General features: G+C 70.7%; 20 protein-coding genes and 3 pseudogenes. 10 read left to right on the top strand and 13 right to left on the bottom strand.

The features are described 5' to 3' along the window. Positions 1-6: 6 nt before the first annotated feature. Positions 7-1,056, top strand: coding sequence for a serine hydrolase domain-containing protein (locus ACIGJO_RS15580; RefSeq protein WP_399958165.1), 1,050 nt, complete (start codon positions 7-9; stop codon positions 1,054-1,056). Positions 1,057-1,130: 74 nt separating this feature from the next. On the opposite strand, the gene rsmI is transcribed toward ACIGJO_RS15580, so the two are convergent. Next, positions 1,131-2,009: a 16S rRNA (cytidine(1402)-2'-O)-methyltransferase gene (rsmI, locus tag ACIGJO_RS15585; RefSeq protein WP_399957826.1), complete on the bottom strand. Its 879-nt coding sequence runs from the start codon at positions 2,007-2,009 to the stop codon at positions 1,131-1,133. A gap of 52 nt (positions 2,010-2,061) precedes the next feature. On the opposite strand from rsmI, the gene ACIGJO_RS15590 reads away from it, so the two are divergent. Further along, the gene (locus ACIGJO_RS15590; protein ID WP_399957829.1) at positions 2,062-3,831 is read left to right on the top strand and encodes a dolichyl-phosphate-mannose--protein mannosyltransferase; all 1,770 of its coding nucleotides are present in this window, start codon (positions 2,062-2,064) and stop codon (positions 3,829-3,831) included. Positions 3,832-3,956: 125 nt separating this feature from the next. Continuing rightward, complete coding sequence (locus tag ACIGJO_RS15595; RefSeq protein ID WP_399957832.1) at positions 3,957-5,600, top strand: penicillin-binding transpeptidase domain-containing protein; 1,644 nt, start codon at positions 3,957-3,959, stop codon at positions 5,598-5,600. A gap of 46 nt (positions 5,601-5,646) precedes the next feature. Here ACIGJO_RS15595 and ACIGJO_RS15600 read toward each other — a convergent pair whose 3' ends face one another. The 6 genes from ACIGJO_RS15600 to ACIGJO_RS15625 form a co-directional block, all read right to left on the bottom strand. Next, positions 5,647-6,252 (bottom strand): exonuclease domain-containing protein, encoded by a 606-nt coding sequence (locus tag ACIGJO_RS15600; protein ID WP_399957834.1) that lies wholly within the window; start codon positions 6,250-6,252, stop codon positions 5,647-5,649. Between the two features lie 69 nt (positions 6,253-6,321). Next, positions 6,322-6,696 (bottom strand): hypothetical protein, encoded by a 375-nt coding sequence (locus tag ACIGJO_RS15605; RefSeq protein WP_399957837.1) that lies wholly within the window; start codon positions 6,694-6,696, stop codon positions 6,322-6,324. A 257-nt stretch (positions 6,697-6,953) separates the two neighbouring features. Then, positions 6,954-7,994 carry an ArsR/SmtB family transcription factor gene (locus tag ACIGJO_RS15610; protein ID WP_399957840.1) on the bottom strand — a complete coding sequence of 347 codons (1,041 nt, stop codon included), beginning with the start codon at positions 7,992-7,994 and terminating at the stop codon, positions 6,954-6,956. 329 nt (positions 7,995-8,323) lie between these two features. Next, on the bottom strand, positions 8,324-9,172 hold the full coding sequence (locus ACIGJO_RS15615) for a helix-turn-helix domain-containing protein (RefSeq protein WP_399957843.1): 849 nt from the start codon (positions 9,170-9,172) through the stop codon (positions 8,324-8,326). A gap of 14 nt (positions 9,173-9,186) precedes the next feature. After that, positions 9,187-9,702 (bottom strand): DUF6879 family protein, encoded by a 516-nt coding sequence (locus ACIGJO_RS15620; protein WP_399957846.1) that lies wholly within the window; start codon positions 9,700-9,702, stop codon positions 9,187-9,189. Next, the gene (locus ACIGJO_RS15625) at positions 9,674-9,928 is read right to left on the bottom strand and encodes a hypothetical protein (RefSeq protein ID WP_399957849.1); all 255 of its coding nucleotides are present in this window, start codon (positions 9,926-9,928) and stop codon (positions 9,674-9,676) included. Before ACIGJO_RS15625 ends, ACIGJO_RS15620 begins: the two co-directional genes overlap by 29 nt. A 300-nt stretch (positions 9,929-10,228) precedes the next feature. On the opposite strand from ACIGJO_RS15625, the gene ACIGJO_RS15630 reads away from it, so the two are divergent. The 4 genes from ACIGJO_RS15630 to ACIGJO_RS15645 all read left to right on the top strand — a co-directional run bounded on the left by ACIGJO_RS15630 (position 10,229) and on the right by ACIGJO_RS15645 (position 13,166). Continuing rightward, positions 10,229-10,363 (top strand): hypothetical protein, encoded by a 135-nt coding sequence (locus ACIGJO_RS15630; protein WP_399957852.1) that lies wholly within the window; start codon positions 10,229-10,231, stop codon positions 10,361-10,363. Then, a complete protein-coding gene (locus tag ACIGJO_RS15635; RefSeq protein WP_399957855.1) occupies positions 10,364-11,545 on the top strand; it encodes a methyltransferase domain-containing protein in 1,182 nt (393 codons plus the stop codon). Positions 11,546-11,778: 233 nt separating this feature from the next. Beyond that, positions 11,779-12,318: a YbaK/EbsC family protein gene (locus tag ACIGJO_RS15640; RefSeq protein WP_399957858.1), complete on the top strand. Its 540-nt coding sequence runs from the start codon at positions 11,779-11,781 to the stop codon at positions 12,316-12,318. Continuing rightward, on the top strand, positions 12,315-13,166 hold the full coding sequence (locus ACIGJO_RS15645) for an EamA family transporter (RefSeq protein WP_399957861.1): 852 nt from the start codon (positions 12,315-12,317) through the stop codon (positions 13,164-13,166). The genes ACIGJO_RS15640 and ACIGJO_RS15645 overlap by 4 nt, the downstream gene beginning before the upstream one ends. A gap of 55 nt (positions 13,167-13,221) precedes the next feature. Here ACIGJO_RS15645 and ACIGJO_RS15650 read toward each other — a convergent pair whose 3' ends face one another. Then, positions 13,222-14,343 (bottom strand): methyltransferase domain-containing protein, encoded by a 1,122-nt coding sequence (locus ACIGJO_RS15650; protein ID WP_399957864.1) that lies wholly within the window; start codon positions 14,341-14,343, stop codon positions 13,222-13,224. A 437-nt stretch (positions 14,344-14,780) separates the two neighbouring features. On the opposite strand from ACIGJO_RS15650, the pseudogene ACIGJO_RS15655 reads away from it, so the two are divergent. Further along, positions 14,781-15,206, top strand: a pseudogene (locus ACIGJO_RS15655) (DMT family transporter); the annotation flags it as partial. Positions 15,207-15,304: 98 nt separating this feature from the next. Then, positions 15,305-15,895 (top strand): dihydrofolate reductase family protein, encoded by a 591-nt coding sequence (locus ACIGJO_RS15660; RefSeq protein WP_399957866.1) that lies wholly within the window; start codon positions 15,305-15,307, stop codon positions 15,893-15,895. A 211-nt stretch (positions 15,896-16,106) separates the two neighbouring features. On the opposite strand, the pseudogene ACIGJO_RS15665 reads toward ACIGJO_RS15660, so the two are convergent. After that, a pseudogene (locus ACIGJO_RS15665) lies at positions 16,107-16,317 on the bottom strand (MerR family transcriptional regulator); the annotation flags it as partial. A 145-nt stretch (positions 16,318-16,462) separates the two neighbouring features. Then, on the bottom strand, positions 16,463-16,936 hold the full coding sequence (locus tag ACIGJO_RS15670; protein WP_399957869.1) for a hypothetical protein: 474 nt from the start codon (positions 16,934-16,936) through the stop codon (positions 16,463-16,465). A 228-nt stretch (positions 16,937-17,164) separates the two neighbouring features. Here ACIGJO_RS15670 and ACIGJO_RS15675 point away from each other — a divergent pair, with 228 nt between their 5' ends. Continuing rightward, on the top strand, positions 17,165-17,740 hold the full coding sequence (locus tag ACIGJO_RS15675) for a GNAT family N-acetyltransferase (RefSeq protein ID WP_399957872.1): 576 nt from the start codon (positions 17,165-17,167) through the stop codon (positions 17,738-17,740). A 357-nt stretch (positions 17,741-18,097) separates the two neighbouring features. On the opposite strand, the pseudogene ACIGJO_RS15680 reads toward ACIGJO_RS15675, so the two are convergent. The 3 genes and pseudogenes from ACIGJO_RS15680 to ACIGJO_RS15690 all read right to left on the bottom strand — a co-directional run. After that, a pseudogene (locus ACIGJO_RS15680) lies at positions 18,098-18,325 on the bottom strand (MepB family protein); the annotation flags it as partial. A gap of 141 nt (positions 18,326-18,466) precedes the next feature. Further along, positions 18,467-19,687 carry a sensor histidine kinase gene (locus ACIGJO_RS15685; protein WP_399957875.1) on the bottom strand — a complete coding sequence of 407 codons (1,221 nt, stop codon included), beginning with the start codon at positions 19,685-19,687 and terminating at the stop codon, positions 18,467-18,469. Beyond that, entirely contained in the window at positions 19,684-20,340 is a 657-nt protein-coding gene (locus ACIGJO_RS15690; RefSeq protein ID WP_399957878.1) for a response regulator transcription factor, read from the bottom strand. The genes ACIGJO_RS15685 and ACIGJO_RS15690 overlap by 4 nt, the downstream gene beginning before the upstream one ends. Positions 20,341-20,489 lie beyond the last annotated feature (149 nt).

Raw genomic sequence — 20,489 nt, forward strand, 5'->3', positions numbered from 1 at the left:
CAGGACGTGCGCCGGGCCCCCGCCGGCCGTCCTTCCCAGGACCACGGCGAGCGGGCCCGGCTGCTGGACGGGGCCGCCCGGACCATCGGCTCGCCCGGCCTCGTGATCGCGCTCAGCCACCGGGGCCACCGCACCTTCCGGTTCGGCGGCGCGGAGCCCCGCGACGCGCCCCGCGACCGGCTCCACCACGAGCTCGGCTCCGCGTCGAAGCCCTTCACCGGGCTGCTGCTGGCCTCGCTCGTCGCGGCGGGCCGGCTGCGGTACGAGGACTCGGCGGCCGAGCTGCTGGCCCCGGGGCACCCGGTGCGTCCCGCCGTGCGCGCCATCACCCTGCGCCATCTGATCACCCACACCTCGGGCCTCCCCGGGCTGCCGGCCGACTTCTACCCGCAGGCGCTGCCCCGGTGGTCCACCGCCCCGTACGGCCACTACCCGGCCGACCGGGTCGTCCGGGCCTTCCTCCGCGCCCGCCCGCGCCACCGGCCGGGCACCCGCTGGCACTACTCGAACTTCGCGGTCTCCGTGCTCGGGCACACCCTCGCCGCCGCCACCGGCACACCCTGGGAGGTCCTGCTCCAGCGGGAGGTCCTGGGCCCGCTCGGTCTGGACGGCACGCGCGTGCGACCGGGTCCGCCGGGCAGCGATGCCGTGGGGCACCGACGCGACGGCAGGACGCTGCCCGCGCTGGACACCGGCGGATTCGCCGCCGCCGGGGCGGTGCGGGCGACGCCGCCGGACCTGCTCACGTTCCTGGAGGCGCATCTTCCGCCGGCCCTCGCGCCCACCCGCCCGCTGGCCGCCGCGCTCGCGGACGTACGGCGGCCGCTGCTGCGGCGCGGACTGCGGCACGCCCATACGCACACGCTGACCTGGTTCCGCCATCCGTCACCGCGCGGACCGGTCTGCTTCCATGCCGGAGCCACGCTCGGACAGCAGACGTTCCTCGGCTTCCGCCCGGACACCGGCACCGCCCTGGCCGCCGTGGTCGACCGGCGGGTGAGCAGGGCCGACCCGTTCATCGCGACCATCCACGAACTGCTGACGGAAAAGCTCTGACGGAAAGGCTCCGACGGAACGCCTCCGCCCGGCGCGCTCCGCCCGCACCGACCGGCGCGCCGCGCCCGGAGCGGTCAGGGCTTCGGGGGCCGGGCGGCGTTCTTGGCCGCGACGACCGCGTCGAACACCTCGCGCTTGGGCAGCCCGGCGGCCGCCGCGACCGCCGCGATGGCCTCCTTGCGCCGCTCCCCCGCCTCCTCGCGCACCTGGACCCTGCGGACGAGCTCCTCGGGGTCCAGGTCCTCGTTGCCGGAGTCCGTGGCTCCCTCGACGACCACGGTGATCTCACCGCGTACGCCCTCCGCCGCCCACACGGCGAGATCGCCCAGCGGGCCGCGCTTCACTTCCTCGTACGTCTTGGTCAGCTCCCGGCACACGGCGGCCCGGCGGTCCGCGCCGAACACCTCGGCCATCGCGGCCAGGGTGTCGTCGAGCCGGTGCGGGGCCTCGAAGAAGACCATCGTGCGGCGCTCGTCGGCGACCTCCCGGAGCTTGCCGAGACGCTCGCCCGCCTTGCGGGGCAGGAAGCCCTCGAAGCAGAACCGGTCCACCGGCAGCCCGGACAGGGCGAGCGCCGTCAGCACCGCCGACGGGCCCGGCACCGCCGTGACCCGGATGTCCTTCTCGACGGCCGCGGCGACGAGCCGGTAGCCGGGGTCGGAGACCGACGGCATCCCGGCGTCCGTGACCAGCAGCACCCGGGCACCGCCCGTCAGCGCCTCGACGAGCTCCGGCGTGCGGGCCGACTCGTTGCCCTCGAAGTAGGAGACGACACGCCCCGTGGTGTGGATGCCGAGCGCCTGGGTGAGGCGGCGCAGCCGCCGGGTGTCCTCGGCGGCGACGACGTCGGCCCGCTCCAGCTCGGCGGCGAGCCGTGGCGGGGCGTCCGCCACATCGCCGATGGGGGTCCCTGCGAGTACCAGCGTTCCAGTCGTTCCAGTCACAACAACCATCCTCCCAGCCCGGGAGCGCGCCTCGCACAGATGCGTTCCCTACGATGGCGCGGTGACGAGTACTGCGCCCGAAGCCCAGCAGGGCCAAGACGCCGGGGACCAGCACGGCGAAGAGCCGCATTCCTGGCAGCGGCGGCTGCGCCGCTTCGGCCATTCGCCCCGGCCGGGGATCGGGCTGCGCGAGCGGCTGGTGCCGCCGTACACCCGCCCGGGAGCCCGGCTGTGGGCGGTGCTCGGCGTGCCTCCGACGCTCGCGGACCGGCTGGTGCGCTGGTCGGCCTGGGGCGGGCCGCTGCTGGTGGCGCTGGTCGCCGGGCTGCTGCGGTTCCACAACCTGGGCGAGCCGGACGCGGTGATATTCGATGAGACGTACTACGCCAAGGACGCCTGGGCCCTGGTCAACCAGGGGTACGAGGGGGCGTGGCCCAAGGACATCGACAAGCTGATCCTGAAGAACCCCTCCGCGGTGGAGATCCCCGTCGAGCCCGGCTATGTCGTGCATCCGCCGGTCGGCAAGTGGATCATCGGGCTCGGTGAGCAGATGTTCGGCTTCACACCGTTCGGCTGGCGCTTCATGGTCGCGCTGCTCGGCACGGCGTCCGTCCTGATGCTGTGCCGGATCGGCCGGCGGCTGTTCCGGTCCACGTTCCTGGGCTGTCTGGCGGGCCTGCTCCTCGCGGTGGACGGTCTGCACTTCGTGATGAGCCGCACCGCGCTGCTCGACCTGATCCTGATGTTCTTCGTGCTGGCCGCCTTCGGGTGTCTGGTGATCGACCGCGACTGGGCGCGCCGGAAACTCGTCGCCGCGCTGCCCTACGACGAGGCGGAGGGGGTGCTGCGCCCGGACGCGCACATCGCCGAGAACCTGCGCCTGGGCTGGCGGCCGTGGCGGATCGCCGCCGGTCTGATGCTGGGGCTGGCGTTCGCCACGAAGTGGAACGGCCTCTACATCCTGGCCGCGTTCGGCGTGATGGCGGTGCTGTGGGACGTGGCCGGGCGACGCACGGCGGGCGCGGTGCGGCCCTACCGGGCGGTGGTCCGGCGCGATCTGGTGCCCGCGTTCGTCTCCACGGTGCCGGTCGCGATCGGCACGTACGTGGTCTCGTGGACCGGCTGGATCGTCACGGACAAGGGCTACTACCGCAACTGGGCGGCGACCGAGGGCAGCGGCGGCAGCTGGACCTGGCTGCCGGACTGGCTGCGCAGCCTGTGGCACTACGAGAACCAGGTGTACGACTTCCACGTCGGCCTGACCTCCGGCCACACGTACGAGTCCAACCCCTGGAGCTGGATCGTCCTGGGCCGCCCCGTCTCGTACTTCTACGAGGAGACGAGCGGCTGCAAGGAGTCCTCGACCGGCAAGTGCGCCAGCGAGGTGCTCGCCATCGGTACCCCGCTGCTCTGGTGGGCCGCGTGCTTCGCGCTGCTGTACGTGCTGTGGCGCTGGTTCTTCCGGCGCGACTGGCGGGCGGGCGCGATCGCCTGCGGTGTGGCGGCGGGCTGGCTGCCCTGGTTCTTCTACCAGGAGCGCACGATCTTCCTCTTCTACGCGGTCGTGTTCGTCCCGTTCCTGTGCCTGGCCGTGTCGATGATGGTCGGCGCGCTGCTGGGGCCCGCGGCGGGCACGGGGGCGAAAGCGGAACTGGGCCTGGCGTCCGACGACCCCGGCGGCGAGAGACGCCGGACGCTGGGCGCGGTCGCGGCGGGCGTGCTGATCCTGCTGATCGTGTGGAACTTCATCTACTTCTGGCCGCTGTACACGGGGACGTCGATCCCCGAGGACGCCTGGCGCGACCGGATGTGGCTGGACACCTGGGTGTAGCCACCACCGGACAGCATTCCGGTCCGGTAACAACACACTCACCAGCCGTCACCACCCCTTATCGTTCCTGACAGCTCCCCCTTGAACACGTTCAAGGGGGACTCCTGGGGAGGGGGACTGCACAGATGCGCAGTGGAGCGAAGGTCGCCGTGGTCGGCGGAGTGTTCGTGCTGGCGGCCGGAGGGGTCGGCTACGGGGCGTACAGCATGGTCGGGGGTGGCGACGGCGGTACGGATTCCGGGGCCGCCTCGTCCAGGAGCGCGTCGCGGGAAGTGAAGACGGGACCGCTCAGCGAGGCGGAGATCACCGGGACGTCGAAGGACTTCCTCACGGCGTGGGCGGCCGGGGACGCGGCGGACGCGGCCGCTCTCACGAACAACGAGTCGGCCGCCGAGCCGCTGCTCGCCGGATTCGCCGAGGACGCCCATGTCGGCAGGGCCGTGATCACTCCCGGCCCGGCGGTCGGCTCGAAGGTGCCGTTCACGGTGAAGGCGACCGTCTCCTACAAGGGGAAGACCAAGCCCTGGTCGTACGCCTCGGAGCTGACCGTGGTGCGGGGTGTGACCACCGGAAAGGCCCTGGTCGACTGGGAGCCCTCCGTCGTCCATCCGCAGCTGACGGAGGGTGCGACGCTGAGGACGGGCGAGTCCTCCGTCGCGCGGATCGAGGCGGTGGACCGCAACGGCAAGGTGCTGACCAAGGAGAAGTACCCGTCGCTCGGGCCGGTCCTGGCAACCCTGCGCACCAAGTACGGCTCCACGGCCGGTGGCACGCCCGGCATCGAGACCTGGATCGAGGACGCCGACGCGAACGCCCCGGACCGGACCCTGCTGACCGTGGCCGAGGGCAGGCCCGGCAAACTCCGGACCACCCTGGACGCCGGTGCCCAGGCGGCGGCCGAACAGGCGGTCAAGAAGTTCGGCCAGGCGTCGGTGGTCGCGGTCAAGCCCTCCACCGGCGCGATCCGCGCGGTGGCCAACAATCCGGTGACCGAGTTCAACGTGGCGCTCCAGGGCGAGCAGGCGCCCGGCTCCACGATGAAGATCATGACCGCCGCGCTGCTGATCGAGAAGGGCCTCGCCACCGCGAACGGCGCGGCCGAGTGCCCCAAGGACGTGATGTACCAGGGGAATTCGTTCCACAACCTGAAGTACTTCGACCTGCCGGACGGCAGCACCTTCACCCAGAGCTTCGCCCGGTCCTGCAACACGGCCTTCATCAAGCTGATCGACGACGTGAAGGACGACGCCGCCCTCGCCAAGGAGGCCCGGGACGTCTTCGGGATCGGCCTGGACTGGAAGACCGGCGTCGTCACCACGGACGGCAGCGTCCCGGAGGAGACCGGCGGCGTGGCCGCGGCCCAGTACATAGGCCAGGGCACCGTCCAGATGAACGTCCTCAACATGGCGTCCATCACGGCGACCGCCCGCACCGGCACCTTCCGCCAGCCCGTCATCGTCCCGCAGTCGCTGGACAACCGTCAGCTCGCCACGGCCTCCCGCTCCCTGCCCGCGCACGTGTCCCAGCAGCTCACCACGATGATGCGGGCCACCGCCGCCTGGGGTACGGCCCGGGACGCCATGGCCTCGGTCGGCGGCGACAAGGGCGCCAAGACGGGCTCGGCCGAGGTCGACGGACAGGGCACGTCCAACAGCTGGTTCACCGGCTTCAGCAACGACCTCGCGGCGGCGGCGGTCGTCCAGTCCGGCGGCCACGGCGGCGACGCGGCGGGCCCGGTGGTGGCGGACGTGCTGCGCGCGGGCGGCTGACCCGGCAGGCCCGTCCCCCCGCTCCGGCCGGCCGGCCCGTCCGGTCTCAGCCCCGCGGTTCCGGCGGGCCCCCCGCGTCCCCCGGGTCCCGCGGGTCCGGCCAGTCACCCCGCCCCGCCACATCGAGCACCAGGGCGGCGATGTTCCACGCGTCGTCGTCGCCCCGGTGGTGACGGCCCTCCAGCGGGAGGCCGGCGGTCTGCAGCGCCTGGGCCATGCCGGGACGCCTGCGCAGCCCGTACGAAGAGGTGAAGGCGACCTTCGCGTTGGCGTGCCGGTGACCGAAGGGGTACTCGGTGCCCGTGTGGCGGCACTGGCGGGTGAACTGGTTGCGGTCGTAGTCGCCCCAGCTGGCCCACGGGAGCGCGCCGGTCCGGTGCTCGGCGGCCAGCAGACGGCAGGCCTCGGCGAAGGGCAGGCCCGCGTCCACCTCGGCCTGCGTCAGCCCGGTCAGCTCGGTGCAGAACGGACTGACCCGGGACCTGGCTGGCCGGACCAGCAGCCGGTGCTTGGCCAGGCGTTCGCCCGCGCGGAGATCGACGACGGTGAGCCCGATCTCGATGATCTCGCTCACCTGGCCGGGCGGCGGCTGCCCGTCCCAGCAGGTCGCCTCGACATCGACGACGTTCAGCAGTGTCTCCCCAAAGGTCATGGGGGCGAGGGTAGAAACCCCTCGCCCCCACGTCACCCCGTTTTCACCGCCGGGCGGTGAACCGACCCGCTACGCGGAGAGCTTGATCGAGTTGATCGGGGTCAGGTCCACGTCGATGAACTGCCCCGGAAAGCCCTTGGTACCGCAGTCGCCGCCGTCGTACTTCTTGCAGAGCTGCACGGACGCTCCGCCGGTCTGGTTGTTGAAGACCCGGTGCATCCCGGTGTGGTTGACCAGGTTGTGGGCGCCGTACGTGAAGAACTCAAGCTCCGGATCGTCGCCGTTCCACGACGCCTTCGGGTAGACGCAGACGTACCCGGACCGGCACCCGTGCACCGTGACGGCCTGCGTGCCGGCGTCGGCGGCCTGCGCACCCGCCCCCGTCACCAGTACGGCCCCCGCCGCGAACGTGAGTGCCGCTGCCGCTCGTACGAACCTACGCATGTCGTTCCTTCCCTGTGCCGTGTCCGGTGGACACGGCACTTCCCTGTGGAATCACTGTCGGACCGCCGGACGCCCTCCCCGCAACGCTTCCGTTGCCGTGACGCCCGGCATGGAAAGAGCTTGGCCCCGCAGCCGCTCCGGGCGCCGCACGCTTTCATCCGGATGAAAGCGTCGGGAGAACGGGCGCCGTATCAGGGCCCCGGATCGACGCCCAGGTCGGGTCAGGACCCGCACCGAGACCCGGATCGAGGCCAGGGTCAGGGGCTGGTCGTTTCGAGCAGCGTCAGGCCCAGCGGCGAGGGAATGTGCAGGACGAACCGGCCCTCCCGGCGGCTGGAGGCCAGCCCGGCCTCGCGCAGAATCGCCAGCTGCTGGCTGGTGTTGGGCAGCGACGAGCCGACGGCTTCGGCCAGTTCGGACGTCGTGGCGCAGCCGCGCGCCGCCACCTCGCGCAGCAGCGCGGCCCGCGTCGGCCCGAGCAGCTTGACCAGGGAGGACACGGACCCCGCCCCCTCCGGACCGGCGGGCCTGTCGACGGGCCGCTCGACGGACTTGGCCACCGGGTAGACCAGCATCGGCATCAGCGCGTCGTCGACCAGGGTGATCGGCATGCGCCAGCAGAAGTAGGACGGCACCAGGAGCAGGCCGCGCCCGTCGAGGTACAGGTCCCTCTCGACCGGATACTCCACCTCCAGCACCGGCGGGCTCCACCGGGCCATGGGCCGGAAGGTGCCCAGCAGCGCCCTGGTCCCGCCCGCCGACAGCTCCCGGGACCGCCAGGCGACGTCGAGCGCCACCGCCTCGTCGATCCGGTGCCGGAACGGTGCGACGAACACCTCGTCGTAGGAGCTCAGGAGTCCGCCCAGTGCGCGCAGCGCCGTGGTGTCGCCCCGGGCCAGCTCCGCCCCGGCGAACGGCCGCACCCGCACCCCCGCGACCGCGCTCTCCCCGCCTTCCGCCAGCAGCACCAGCTCGTCGCGCAGACGGCGTCGCGGCGTCGAGAGCACTCCTTCGATGCCCTGCCGGAGGTCGGTGGTGCCACCGTCCACGGCGGGCGTCAGGAAGTCCGGGAAGTACGGGCCGAACGGCACCAGGCTGCGCAGGGCGAGCGCGGCACCGCGCGCGGCGGCGTCACCCTTCAGGCGCGGGGCGACCGCACGCCGCCACGGGCCGAACACGAGCGGCCCTTCCTTGGTCTGTAATCGGCAGACGCTGCAGACGATCTCCCACAGCGGGTCGGGTCGGCGGGCGATGCGGATGTACTCCAGGTCCCGGCCGGTGAAATGGACGCGCAACAAGATTTCCCCCCTTGTCGTACTTCCCCATAGGCCCTTACCCACCGACGCCGGGTCAGGGAGCCTCGGTTGGCACAGGCACCCATCCGGCCACGTTTTGACCGGAAGTCACCGACATCATCCGGAGTGCGGCACTCCGGAAACCGTCTGGTGCCCGCCCGGCACGGTTCAGTAGCGTGCGGCACATGAGCACCCCCGAAACCGCGCCCGAAACCGCCGCGCGGCCCTTACCGGCGTGCTGAACAGCTGATGCCGTGACTCCCCCGCACTTGTCACCGCACCAGGGCGGCGGGGCGGGGGCCTTTCGTCATGTGCCCGCTGCCGGGCACGGACTACCCGAGGGCAGCCAGGGCGGACGCCACGCGAGCACGCGCGACGGCCCCCCGCACCGCACCCTGCGACAGGCGCCCGAAGGCCCTTGCGTACAGGTCCACTTGGCTCGGCTCCGTGAGGGTGGAAGCGGCGTCCAGACTATCCGCGTGCACCCTGGCATCGTCGAACATCGTGAACGTCGGCATGGGCCACACCGCTCGTCGGGCCGAGAACGGCAGGATTCCCACGGCCACGTTCTGGAGATCCATGACCCCCAGCAGATGGCCCAGCTGCGCGGCCATGGTCTCGACCGTGCACAGCCGATAGTGCAGGACCGATTCCTCCAGAACGAACGAGAACCGGTGTGCACCATTGGTCAGCACCGCGTTTCGCCTCATGCGGACCTTGACGGCATCGGTCACATCGTCGGGTGCCCCTCGGAACTCCGCGATGGAAGACAGCAGGGCGGTGGCGTACCCGGGCGTCTGGAGGAATCCGGGGATCACGTCGGAGACGTAGACCCGGAACAGACGGGTTCGCCGGTACAGGCTCTCAGCGGACTCCTGCACCCGGCGGAGGCCGGTGCGCTGGAGTCGCCTCCACTCGATGTGGGAGTCCGCGGATTGCCTGTTCGCAGCGATCAGGTCCGGCGCCTGGCTGTCGGCGTCGCAGGCTCGGCACCATGCCCGGATGTCCGCGTCGGACGGTGGCGTTCTGGCGTTTCCGATGCGGGATGCCTTCGCATCCGACCAGCCGCACCGGACGGCCAGCTCCCGCCCGCTGATTCCGGCATCCCTACGGAGATCGCGCAGCCGGCCCGCCAGTTCTTCGCGGGCCTGCTGAACGCTCGATGAAGGGTGCGGGGGCATGGAGCCGGCTCTCGTCAGATCGCGTACAAGTGGTGCGGAACCGCTCGCTCCCAGACGGCTTCGAAGGCCGACGAGCAGAGCTTCACGGTCTCCTCGTCCGAGGTGATCTCATCCTCGACCACCGCGCCGTCCCCTGAGAAGTGGTGCACCCGCAGGAGCTCACCGTCGAAGAGCCAGAAGTCGTTTCCCGGGAGGGCAATGTCCGTGGCCCGTCGTCGCGGTAGCCATCGGACCTCCTCCCCCGCCGTCACGTTCGCGTGGGTCACGTAATGCTCCCAGCGGATGTACTCCGTCACCGGCTCGGAGACGATGCGTGCCCGACGGATCGACACACCCCGCGCCACGGAGTCCGTGATCAACTGGTCGTACGGGGGCCACCAGGACTGCCGGTCTTCCCAGTTGATCCGCACGCCGCGCTGCCACGCGTCGAACCGGTCGGTGGACGCGTACGAGTCGCGCATCTCCAGGTGGACGGCCGACCGCTCGCACCGGCCGAGCAGCTCAGCGAAGCCGGGCGCGCTCGACGGCATCGCAGGCCTCCCTGATCATCGGAATCATGCGGGCGGGAAGCCGCACGATGGCCTCGCCCTCAGGGACCGACCCGTTCGCCGGGCTGGTCGCCTCGCACTGGGCCTGAGCCCTGCCGCCCGGCTTCCATCCTTGCAACAGAATCTCCTGAGCTTCTGTGCCCGCCCACACCGTCGGGCAGTGATCCCGATCGGTGTTCGGATCGATGCCGACGAACTCTACGGCCATGACCGGCTCCCTGGTCCACGTACGTGCTCGGGTTTGCTCGGGCTTGCACAAGCTTCGCCGAGCAGCAGGAACAGCGTCAATATCAGTCTCAGCCAGGTGAGTTGATGTGCAAACTCGTGCAAGTTCGTAGTGCCCCGGACGGGCGTCCTTCTAGCGTCGACTCGCATCGTCGGCCCCGACCCCCGGTGAGAATCTGCCACCAGTGGCCCCGGCCGGCCGTGGGCCGGGGGCATGCCCCCGCGCACCCCAAGGCTTCCGAGACTCCGCAGAAAGTCCGTAATCGACAAGAGGAGCGATGGCATGGGATGGGGAACGGGAAAGGGCGGAAGCGGTGGCAGCGGGCAGCACTCCGGGGGAAAGGACCCGGGCACGTCCAAGCCGTCGAGCGACACGGTCAAGCCGAAGGACCCGCCGAAGCACAAGAAGGACGAGTAGGTGACGACACCGAATCTCGCAGCGTCCGAGCAGATCGCCATCCGTGACCTGCTCGGCGCAGTGAACAACGACATGGATACGCCGTTGCGCCCTGAGTGGGAGCGAGCGGCATGGTCCATCACCCGGTCCGCCTTCATTCCTGAACGTGTCTATCTGGGTGACCAGTTGGTGCCCTGCGACCGCGCAGGCGCTCCGGAGGCGTGGCTTCGGGCGGTGTACGTCGATGACTCCGTGGTGACACAGATCAACGACGGCGAGGAGCCCACGGACGGAGATCGGTGGGCATCGTCATCCGCTTCGGCTCCGTCCATCGTGTTCCGGATGCTGCACATGCTCGATGTGGCGCCGGAACAAAGAGTCCTGGAGATCGGCACCGGAACAGGGTGGAACGCGGGTCTCTTGGCCTACGTCGCCGGCTCGGAGAACGTGACGACCGTCGAAGTGGACCCCTTGTTGGCGTCCAGAGCGCGGGCCTGTCTGCGGAAGTCGGGGCTCGGCGTGGAAGTCATCGCCGGGGACGGCGCTATGGGACACGCGGACGGCGCGCCGTACGACCGGCTCGTGGCCACGTGTTCCGTGCGGTCCGTCCCTCGCCCGTGGCTCACGCAGGTGAGGCCCGGGGGCATCATCCTCGCTCCGTGGGAGTCGCCGTGGATCTGTTACGGACTGCTGCGCCTGACCGTGGACGACGGTGGGACGGCTTCGGGCCGGTTCTCTCCGCACAGTGCGTTCATGCTCATGCGGCAGCAGCGGACCAACCTGCGGATTTTCCGGGACGTGGTGCGCGACGACCATCAGCCCGACGAGTCGACCACCATCCTGCCGCCGTGGCAGGTGGCCGGGGAAGAACTCGCCGCACGGTTCGCCATGGGGCTGCAGCTCCGTGACGTGTGGTGGACGTGGCACGACAACCCGGACGTGGAAGGGGTGGCATCCCGCCTGTGGCTCGCCACGACCGATGCCACGTCGTGGGCTGCCGTGGACTGGGACGGCAAGTCCGACACCCGGTGGACGGTGTGGCAGCACGGCCGCCGTCGGCTCTGGAACGAGGTGGAAGCGGCGCACGACTGGTGGGCGCTGCATGACCGTCCCGGCCCGGAACGATTCGGTCTGACGGTCACAGCCACAGGAGAGACTCCGTGGCTGGACACCCCTGAACGGCACGTCCCCACAAGTGGCTGATCAGCGAGACCGCCCCGTCCGTGCGCTTCTGCCCGAGGCGTCGGACGGGGCTTGTCGGGGAGGACGGCCCTGCTGATCCGCGCGGTGGCCGCACTGTGGAGCGCTCGCCGGCCCGGATCGACACGGGCACCCATCCGGCCACGTTTTGACCGGAAGTCACCGACATCATCCGGAGTGCGGCACTCCAGAATCCGTCTGGTGCCCGCCCGGCACGGTTCAGTAGCGTGCAGCACATGAGCACCCCCGAAACCGCGCCCGAAACCACGCCCGCGACCGCCGCCTCCCCGTCCGCCGCCGCTTCCGATGCCCACCCCCGGTTCGCCGAAGCGCTGCGCGAGCTGGGCCTCCAGGTGGAGGTACGCCGGTTCCCGGACGCCACCCGCACCGCCGCCGAGGCCGCCGCGGCAATCGGCTGCGAGCTCAGCGAGATCGTCAAGTCGCTGATCTTCGAGGCGGACGGCGTACCGGTCCTGGTCCTGATGGACGGGTCCTCGCGCGTCGATGTGGAGCTCGTACGGAAGGAGCTGGGCGCCGGGAAGGTCAAGCGCGCCGGAGCCGACCTGGTCCGCGAGACCACGGGGTACGCGATCGGCGGCGTACCGCCCTTCGGCCATGTGACGAAGACCCGCGTGCTGGCGGACCGCGGACTGCTGGACCACGCGGTGGTGTGGGCGGCGGCGGGCACCCCGCACACGGTGTTCCCGCTCGACCCCAAGACGCTGATCGCCCACGCGGGCGCCACGGTGGCCGATCTGCGCGAGCAGACCAAGTGACCCCTCTGGTCGCGTTCGCGGTCCTCATGGCCGCGATCACACACGCCTCGTGGAACGCCATCGCGCACGCCATAAAGGACCAGCTCGTCTCCTTCACCCTGATATCCGGGGGCGGCCTGCTGATCGGCGCGGTGGCCGCCCTGTTCGTCCCGTTCCCGGCCGCGGAGGCCTGGCCGTACCTCTTCGTCTCGGCCGCGCTGCACGTGGCGTACATGCTGCTGCTGATGCGCTCGTTCACCCTGGGCGACTTCGGCCAGATGTACCCGATCGCCCGGGGCACGGCCCCGCTCGTGGTGACGGTCCTGGCCGCGGTCTTCGTCGGCGAACGCCCCGACGCCTGGGCCACGGCGGGCGTCGCGGTCGCCTCGGCCGGACTCGTCGGCCTCGCCCTGTGGGGCATCCGCGGCTCCGGGAAACGCCCTCACTGGCCGGCGATCCTGGCAGCCCTCGGCACGGGCCTGGCCATCGCCGGGTACACCACGGTGGACGGTGTCGGCGTACGCGCCTCGGGCACCCCGGTCGGCTACATCGCCTGGCTGATGATCCTGGAGGGCCTGGTCATCCCGGCGTACGCACTCTGGCGCCACCGCGCCGAACTCCTGCCGCAGCTACGGCCGTACGCGGCCCGGGGCCTGCTCGGCGCGGCCCTCTCGGTCTCCGCGTACGGCCTGGTCCTGTGGGCCCAGACAAAGGCCCCGCTCGCCCCGATCGCGGCGTTGCGGGAGTCCTCGATCATCGTGGGCGCGGCGATAGGCACCCTGTTCTTCAAGGAACGTTTCGGCGCCCCGCGCATCGCCGCCGCCGGGCTGATGGTGGTCGGCATCGGGCTGATGCTGCACACGAGTTGACGCACGGCCCGGCACTGCGGTCACCTGCGGAGCCCGATGCTGCGCGCCCCACAGTTCACCCGCCCTCCCTGACGAGCGGATCCCAGCCGAGACCGTGCGGGTCGTCGCCGGTGAAGACGTGCTGGGCGTCGGGGGTCACGTACAGCCCGAAGTCGAACATGCCGGGTCCCCCGCGCCGCTCCCATTCCCGCCAGGCCCGCGCGACCTCCCCGGCGAGGTCCCGCGGACCGCCCCGGCGCCCCTCCACCGCCGCACCGCCCTGGTCGAGCGTGGCCCAGGACGAGCGGCCGTCGCTGAGCCAGGCCCGCGGGGCGCCGGAGCCGGGACGGGTGTCGATCTGCACATCGGGAAGCAGCACACGCAGCGCGAACCGCACGTCTGGATGGTCCAAGCACCGTACGGGCCGGGGGAATTCGACCGGGTCGCCCGCGTGCCCGCCCCGGACCTGCTCGAAAGGGGTACGCGGCGCGGCGCCGCGAGTGGGCATGAAACGGGCGGGTGCCTGTATCCAGCCGACCGCCGAGGCGCCGTCCGGCGCGACGGTGAGCGCCACACACCCCGTGTGCCCCCACGGTGTGACGATCCGGCCGCCGGGACGGGTCTGCTCGACCCATTTCCACGGCACGCTCTCCACAGCGTACGTGGCAATCACCCGGTCGAAGGGCGCGCCGTCCGGCAGCCCCCTGTTGCCGTCACCGACCGCTACACGTACCCGGCGCCCCGCATCCCCGATCCGGCGGCGGGCGCGTGCGGCGAGTTCCGCATCGACCTCGACGCTGGTCACCTCCCCGGCGCGTTCGGCGATCAGAGCAGCGTTCCACCCGGTCCCGGTGCCCAGTTCGAGCACCCGGTGCCCGGACTCCAGGACCAGGGAGTCCAGCATGGTCGCCACGATCGCCGTGCACGAAATGCTGGACGTGGGCATGCCGTCGGTGACCTGCGTGACCGTGGAGCCGTACGGGCCGGGATGGACCGCGGCCGCCCACGCCTCCGGTACCTCGGAACGGCGTACCGCTTCGTAGCGCCCACCCGCCCAGACCCAGACGACCGGAGGGGCGAACAGGTCCCGGGGCAGGGATTCCATGGCCTCACGGACCCAGGGCGAGTCTGCGGGCCACAAGGCCCCGCTGTCCATGTCCATCGCGGTCAGCGAGGACTGCCGGTGGTCTTCCAGCACGAGCCGCTACTTCCGGCGGGTACCGGTCGGCGGAGGAGAGGGCGGAACCTGCCCGTCACTGTTCCCGGGCGGCGGCTTCCCCTGCGACGGATCGGGGCTCGGCTTGCCGTGCGTACCCATGATGACCTCCTGATCACGTTGTGCGAACTGACCCGATTTTCTCGTGAACCGTGTCCTCGTCCGGTCGGGTCCGGGAGGTTGGCCAGAACCAGTCCATGGCAACGTCCGGGGAGCGCAACCAGCGTGGGTCCGGCAGCCGCACACTGCCCCCGCGCTGGGTCCGCCAGGCATACCGTCGTCACATCACGATCTCGGCACCCAGTGGAGCGATACCGACCTCGTAGGCGCCCTGCGCGCATTCGCCGAGGCCACCGGCCTCGCCTCACTGCACGGCGCCGACCAATAGCCCTCGGACGACGACGTGTTCCACGGCATCGCACTGGCCGGCGATCCTGGCGGCCCTCGGCACGGGCCTGGCCATCGCCGGGTACACCACGGTGGACGGAGTCGGCGTACGCGCCTCGGGCACCCCGCTCGGCTACATCGCCTGGCTGATGATCCTGGAGGGCCTGGTCATCCCGGCGTACGCACTCTGGCGCCACCGCGCCGAACTCCTGCCGCAGCTACGGCCGTACGCGGCCCGGGGCCTCCTCGGCGCGGCCCTCTCGGTCTCCGCGTACGGCCTGGTCCTGTGGGCCCAGACAAAGGCCCCGCCCGCCCCGATCGCGGCGTTGCGGGAATCCTCGATCATCGTGGGCGCGGCGATAGGCACCCTGTTCCTCAAGGAACGCTTCGGCGCCCCGCGCATCGCCGCCGCCGGGCTGATGGTGGTCGGCATCGGGCTGATGCTGCACACGAGTTGAGCACACCGCCGTAAAAAGGGTGGGCCGGCGGGACCGATGAGTTCCGCTCCTTTGTGTGGTCAACATCGGTGAAGCAAGCGGACAGACGGGAAGAGCACATGGGACAGCTGGTCGTAGTCAACTTCGTATCGCTGGACGGCGTCATGCAGTCGGTCCTCTCGGCCGACGAGGACCGGGACGGCGGGTTCGATCAAGGCGGTTGGGTGCTGCCTTATGTCGACGAGGTGGTCGAGCGGTTCATGAGCGAGGCCACGGCCAGTGCCGGGGCCCTGCTCCTGGGCCGCAGGACGTATGAGATCTTCGCCGCCACGTGGCCGCATGCCGACATGAACGACCCAGCCGTGGCCGCGATGAACGCGATGCCAAAGTACGTGGCTTCCCGCACGCTCAGGGATCCGAAGTGGGCGAACTCCACTCTCCTCGGCGCTGACCCGGCGGAGGAGGTCACCCGTATCAAGGCCGCGTCCGAGGCCGAGACGGTGGTACTGGGCAGCGGAGGGCTGCTCGGAACCCTGATCGAGCACGACCTCGTCGACGAGTACCGGCTGCTGGTCTTTCCCCTCATCCTGGGAAGTGGGAAGCGGCTCTTCGCCGATGGCAGGACCCCTCGCCGCCTGACGCTCACCGCCACGCGGCCGACACCGTCCGGGGTCCTGATCAACACGTACCGCACCCGCGCCGAAGGCTAGCTTCGCCGTTTCGGCCGGGATGAGGCCGGAAGCGGGGAGGAACGACGAAAGTGCCTTCTGAGCTGGGACGATAAACCTTGTCGAGGGGTTCGGTCGGTCCGAGCGGAAGGCACTTTCTGCGCGCGGGGTATCGGTTCTCGTCCCAAGTTCCGCCTCTCCACCGACGGTTCGGGACTGGTCGGGCGCGCGGGCACCACCCCCGATGGGTCCGCTACCGTGCGTCGCGCATCCCGAGAATGTACGCGGCGGTATGAGCGACGGCACAGTCTTCGTCATGTTGACAGATCTGCGAGGGCACGTGAGGCCGTGATTCCGGGAATATCCGCGAGCGCCTGTGCCAGCCGGCGACGTGCGGACGATTCAACGGTGCCGTGGGCGAGGCGATCAACGAGCCCGGTGGCGATCCGGTCCGCCGACGTGGGACGGCTCTCACGCCGCGAGATCACCGGGCGGACGGTTCCACTGCGCGGAGTCCCACCCGCCTGCCTCGGCCTGCCCGCCAGGAGTAGCGACGGACAGACCGGGGCGGGATCATGAGGTACGGGCTACCCCGGCGGCGGGATACAGCTACACCTCTCCATCACGCGCCGCCCCCTCCTCGTGGCCGCCGGAGACTCGGACGAAGTCCGTGACGATCCGCCGGAAACCTGTGTGCCCGGTCCGCGCCGCGTGATCGACGCACCACACAGGCTGGGCGGACATCGACGGGGACGGCTCGCAGAACTCGCCGCACGAGGCGCACTCGGCCGCGACGACCGACGGTGAACCGGACGCGTCCGCACATACCGCCCAATCCGCCATGCACAGCCCACCCGGCTTCCGCCCGGGCAACGGTCCCGGGTCCGCCGGGGCGGCCACCAGCACCATGGACGCCGCAGGAACCCGGAGCGGGTAGGCCGCCAGGAAGTCCAGGACCACGGCCATACCGCCGGTCGCGTAGCGTTCGAGGCGATTACCCATCACCTCCTGCCACTTCCCCCACACGCACACCTGGTCGCCGCGCCGCACCCGCACGGCGGGCACCTGACGCTCACCGCGCACGACCCGCCTCCTCGGCCACCACATGGGCCCAGACGAACTTCCCCGGCCCGTTCCGCTCCCCGATACCCCAACTCCGCGCCAGCGCCGACACAATGAGAAGCCCCCGCCCGCCCGTGGAATCCGGCGCGGCATGACGCGTGACGGGCGGAGCCTCCGATGCGTCGTGCACCTCGATACGGACCCCACCCCCGACCGGGATGCTCCTGCCGGGCCCTCTATCGTGAAGGGATGACCTCACCTGACCGTAGCTCAGCCGAACGCGAGGCGGCGGAGGCAATCACCTATCGCGTGGCGGAGAGCGAGAGAGACAAGTCCGCCGTCATCACGGGTGAGTTCAGCTCGGATACCGTCTTCGAAGTGGTCGGTTCCGAGGGCGGGTTCACCTTTCGGCCCGTCCGGCTGGACCCGCCGATTCACAAGGTCTTCCCCGACGACGGGCCCGAGGCCGCCGATGAGACATCGGAGGGCAAGCGGCGGTTTGTCGCGCTGGATGGCGAACTCGTATGCGGCTATGCCGATACGGAGTATGAGCCCTGGAACCGGCGGCTGACTATTGCCGATATCGAGGTGGCTGGGCCGTACCAGCGCCGGGGAATCGGGCGGACACTCATGAGTTACGCCATCGGCTGGGCCCGGGAATGCAGTGCCGGGCACGTGTGGCTGGAAGTGACGAACATCAACGCTCCGGCCATCCGCGCCTATCAGCGGATGGGGTTCACCTTCTGCGGTCTGGACACTTCCCTCTACCGCGGTACCGAGTCCGAGGGGGAGACGGCACTGTACATGAGCCTCTTCCTCGACTGATCCGCTGGCCGGTAGCCGGTCCAGCGCTTGGACATGGAGACGCGGATGTCCTCTGAGCTGGGACGATGGGACTTCCTACGGTTCCACGTCCGCAGAGCAAGAGGACACCCGGAAGAGCTGGGCAGACCAGCGGATTCCTCCTACCCGCATCAAGCCCCAACCCCCGACCCCCTGCCCCAACAGCCCCAACAGCCCCGGAAGATCACTTCGAGATCCGGCCGGTGGATCGAGGCTTAGACGTGCTGGATTCCGGTGGGGGCTTTGGGTCAACTCCCCTTGCCCTCGTCGGCAGTCGGAACATGGAGCACCCGGGTGTACGGCAAGTCGGCCGCCGACAGAAAGCGGCGTCCCGTGCCGTTACGAGTGATAGAGCGCGCGGGCGCGGTCGGTGTCGGCCGGTCCGTCCTCCCCGACGGGGAGGCAGTGGTTCAGCTGCCGGGTCTGCGTTCTGCCCGCCTGGCGGTTCGTCGTCGTCGCCCACGGCGGGTAGACGCGGAACCCGCGCTTTCCGCCCGCACCGTTCCTCGACATGATGTCCCGTTCGCCGAGCACCTGGCGCGGGAAGACGAACTGCCCGAAGTGCCCGCCCTGGCCTTATCCGAACCCGCCACGGTCTGTCTCACGAGTCCGGCGACCCCACCGGAGCGGTCCTCCGCACCACACCCGCCGTCTGGGCCACCCTCGTACGCACCCTCAAGGAGAGCGACCACCATGGCTGATGCCCTCTCAAGGGCGCGGCCCCGGAGCGCCTGCTCCAGGTGCGGTGGGCAGTTCGACTCGGACGGTGAGGCCACCGCCGGGACGGGGGGTGGCGATGACTTCGCCGTGGTGGGTCAGGGTGATCGCCCGGACCACGGCCAGTCCTAGCCCGGATCCGTCGCTGCGGTGTTCCCGGCCGCGCTGGAACGGTGCGAAGAGGGCGGGGATTTCGTCCTGGTGCAGCACCGGGCCGGTGTTGCCGACCTCGATGAAGGAAAGGGTGCCGATGGTGCCGGTGGTGACCGTCGCCGTGCCGTCACGGTGGTTGTGCCGCACGGCGTTGGCCAGCAGGTTCAGTGCGATCTGACGGAGCAGTGAGGGGTCGCCCGCGACCGGGGCAGACTCCGGGGCCGCGGTGATCCGGATGCCGGCTGTCCGGGCCTCGTCGGCCAGGTCCGCCAGGGCGTCCCTGGCGGCGTGCCCGAGGTCGACGGGATGCGGCGTCAGCTGTCCGCTCTCGCCGCGTGCCAGTGTGAGCAGAGCCGCGATCAGGCGTTCACTGCGGGCGTTGGCGTCCAGTGCCCGCTGGACGGCGGGCCTCAGGTCGTCCGGGACCCGGCCTTGGGCGAGTGGGATTTCCAGGGCGGTGCGCTGGAGGGTGAGCGGGGTGCGCAGTTCGTGCGAGGCGTGGGAGGTGAAACGGCGCTGGGCGGTGAGGCTGCGGTCCAGGCGGTCGAGCATGACGTCGAAGGTGTCGCCGAGTTCACGGACTTCGTCGTGCGGGCCGGTCAGGCCGAGCCGTTCGTCCAGGGTGCTGCCGGTGCCGATCCGCCGGGCCGCAGCAGTGACCTGGCTGAGGCGGTGCAGTGAGCGGCTGCTGCCCCACCAGGCGAGCAGTCCGGCAAGCGCGGTGAAGACGGCGAGCAACAGCATGGAGCGCAGCAGCAGATCGCTGAGGACGGTGTACTGAAAGTCCTCGAAGCGCTGGGCGGGAGTGGCGAGCGCGGCGGGTATCGAGGGGCCTTGCGGCGCGGTTGTGGGGATCGGCGCCGTCTGGGCGGGAGCCATTTCGCTCGTGGGGACAACGCGGTAGCGGTTGTCCTTCAGGAACTGGCGGGCGCTCAGCCAGTTCAGCAGGAGCAGTCCGCCGCCCAGGGTCGCGAAGACCGCCGTGGTCATCAGGGTCAGCCGGCCGCGCAGGGGCAGCCCGCGCAGCGAGAAGCGACGACCGGTCCGGGCCCGGTTCACAGCCGGTACCCGTAGCCGGGGTCGTTGGTGATCAGTGGCGGTTTGCCGAGCTTGCGGCGCAGCGAGTGGACGGTGACCCGGACGGCGGTGGTGGCCGGGTCCAGCGCCGCGTCCCACAGGCTGTCCCGCAGCTGGTCGGTGTCGACCGGGGCGCCGTCCGCGGCCAGCAGCAGTTCCAGTACTCCGAGTTCCTTGGGTGTCAGTTTCAGTGGCCGGCCGTCGCGTTCGGCGATCCTGCGTACGGTGTCCAGGTTGACGCCGTGCCTGCTCAGCACAGTGGCGCTGCTGCCGGCGGGGGAGCGGCGGCCCAGCGCGCGCAGCCGCGCGACCAGCTCCAGGTACGAGAAGGGTTTGGCCAGGTAGTCGTCGGCGCCCTGGCCGAGGCCGTCGACCAGGTCGGCGAGGGCGCCGGCGGCGGTGAGCATCAGGATTCTGGCCGGGTAGCCGGCGGTGTTCAGGGCCCGGCAGACGGCGTCCCCGCTCAGGGTGGGCAGGTTCCGGTCCAGGAGCAGGACGTCATATTCCGCGGCGGCCGCCATCTCCAGCGCGCGGGCGCCGTCGTGGGCGACCTCGCAGACCATGCCCTCGGCGCGCAGGCCCTCGGCGAGCATCGCGGCCAGGTCCACCTCGTCCTCGACTATCAGCACTCGCATTCTCATCCATTCCACTCGCCGCGCTCCGCGTTCCGCGCCGTCGGGATCTGCCCTGCTCGTGCCAACGATGCCTCGGCGGGTGTTAGCCGGCGGTTAGGCACTCACTCACCCACGCGTAACTCGTCGGTCCGTAGACATGGCGGAGGCAG

Source organism: Streptomyces sp. NPDC079020 (genome assembly GCF_044542225.1).
Lineage (GTDB): Bacteria > Actinomycetota > Actinomycetes > Streptomycetales > Streptomycetaceae > Streptomyces.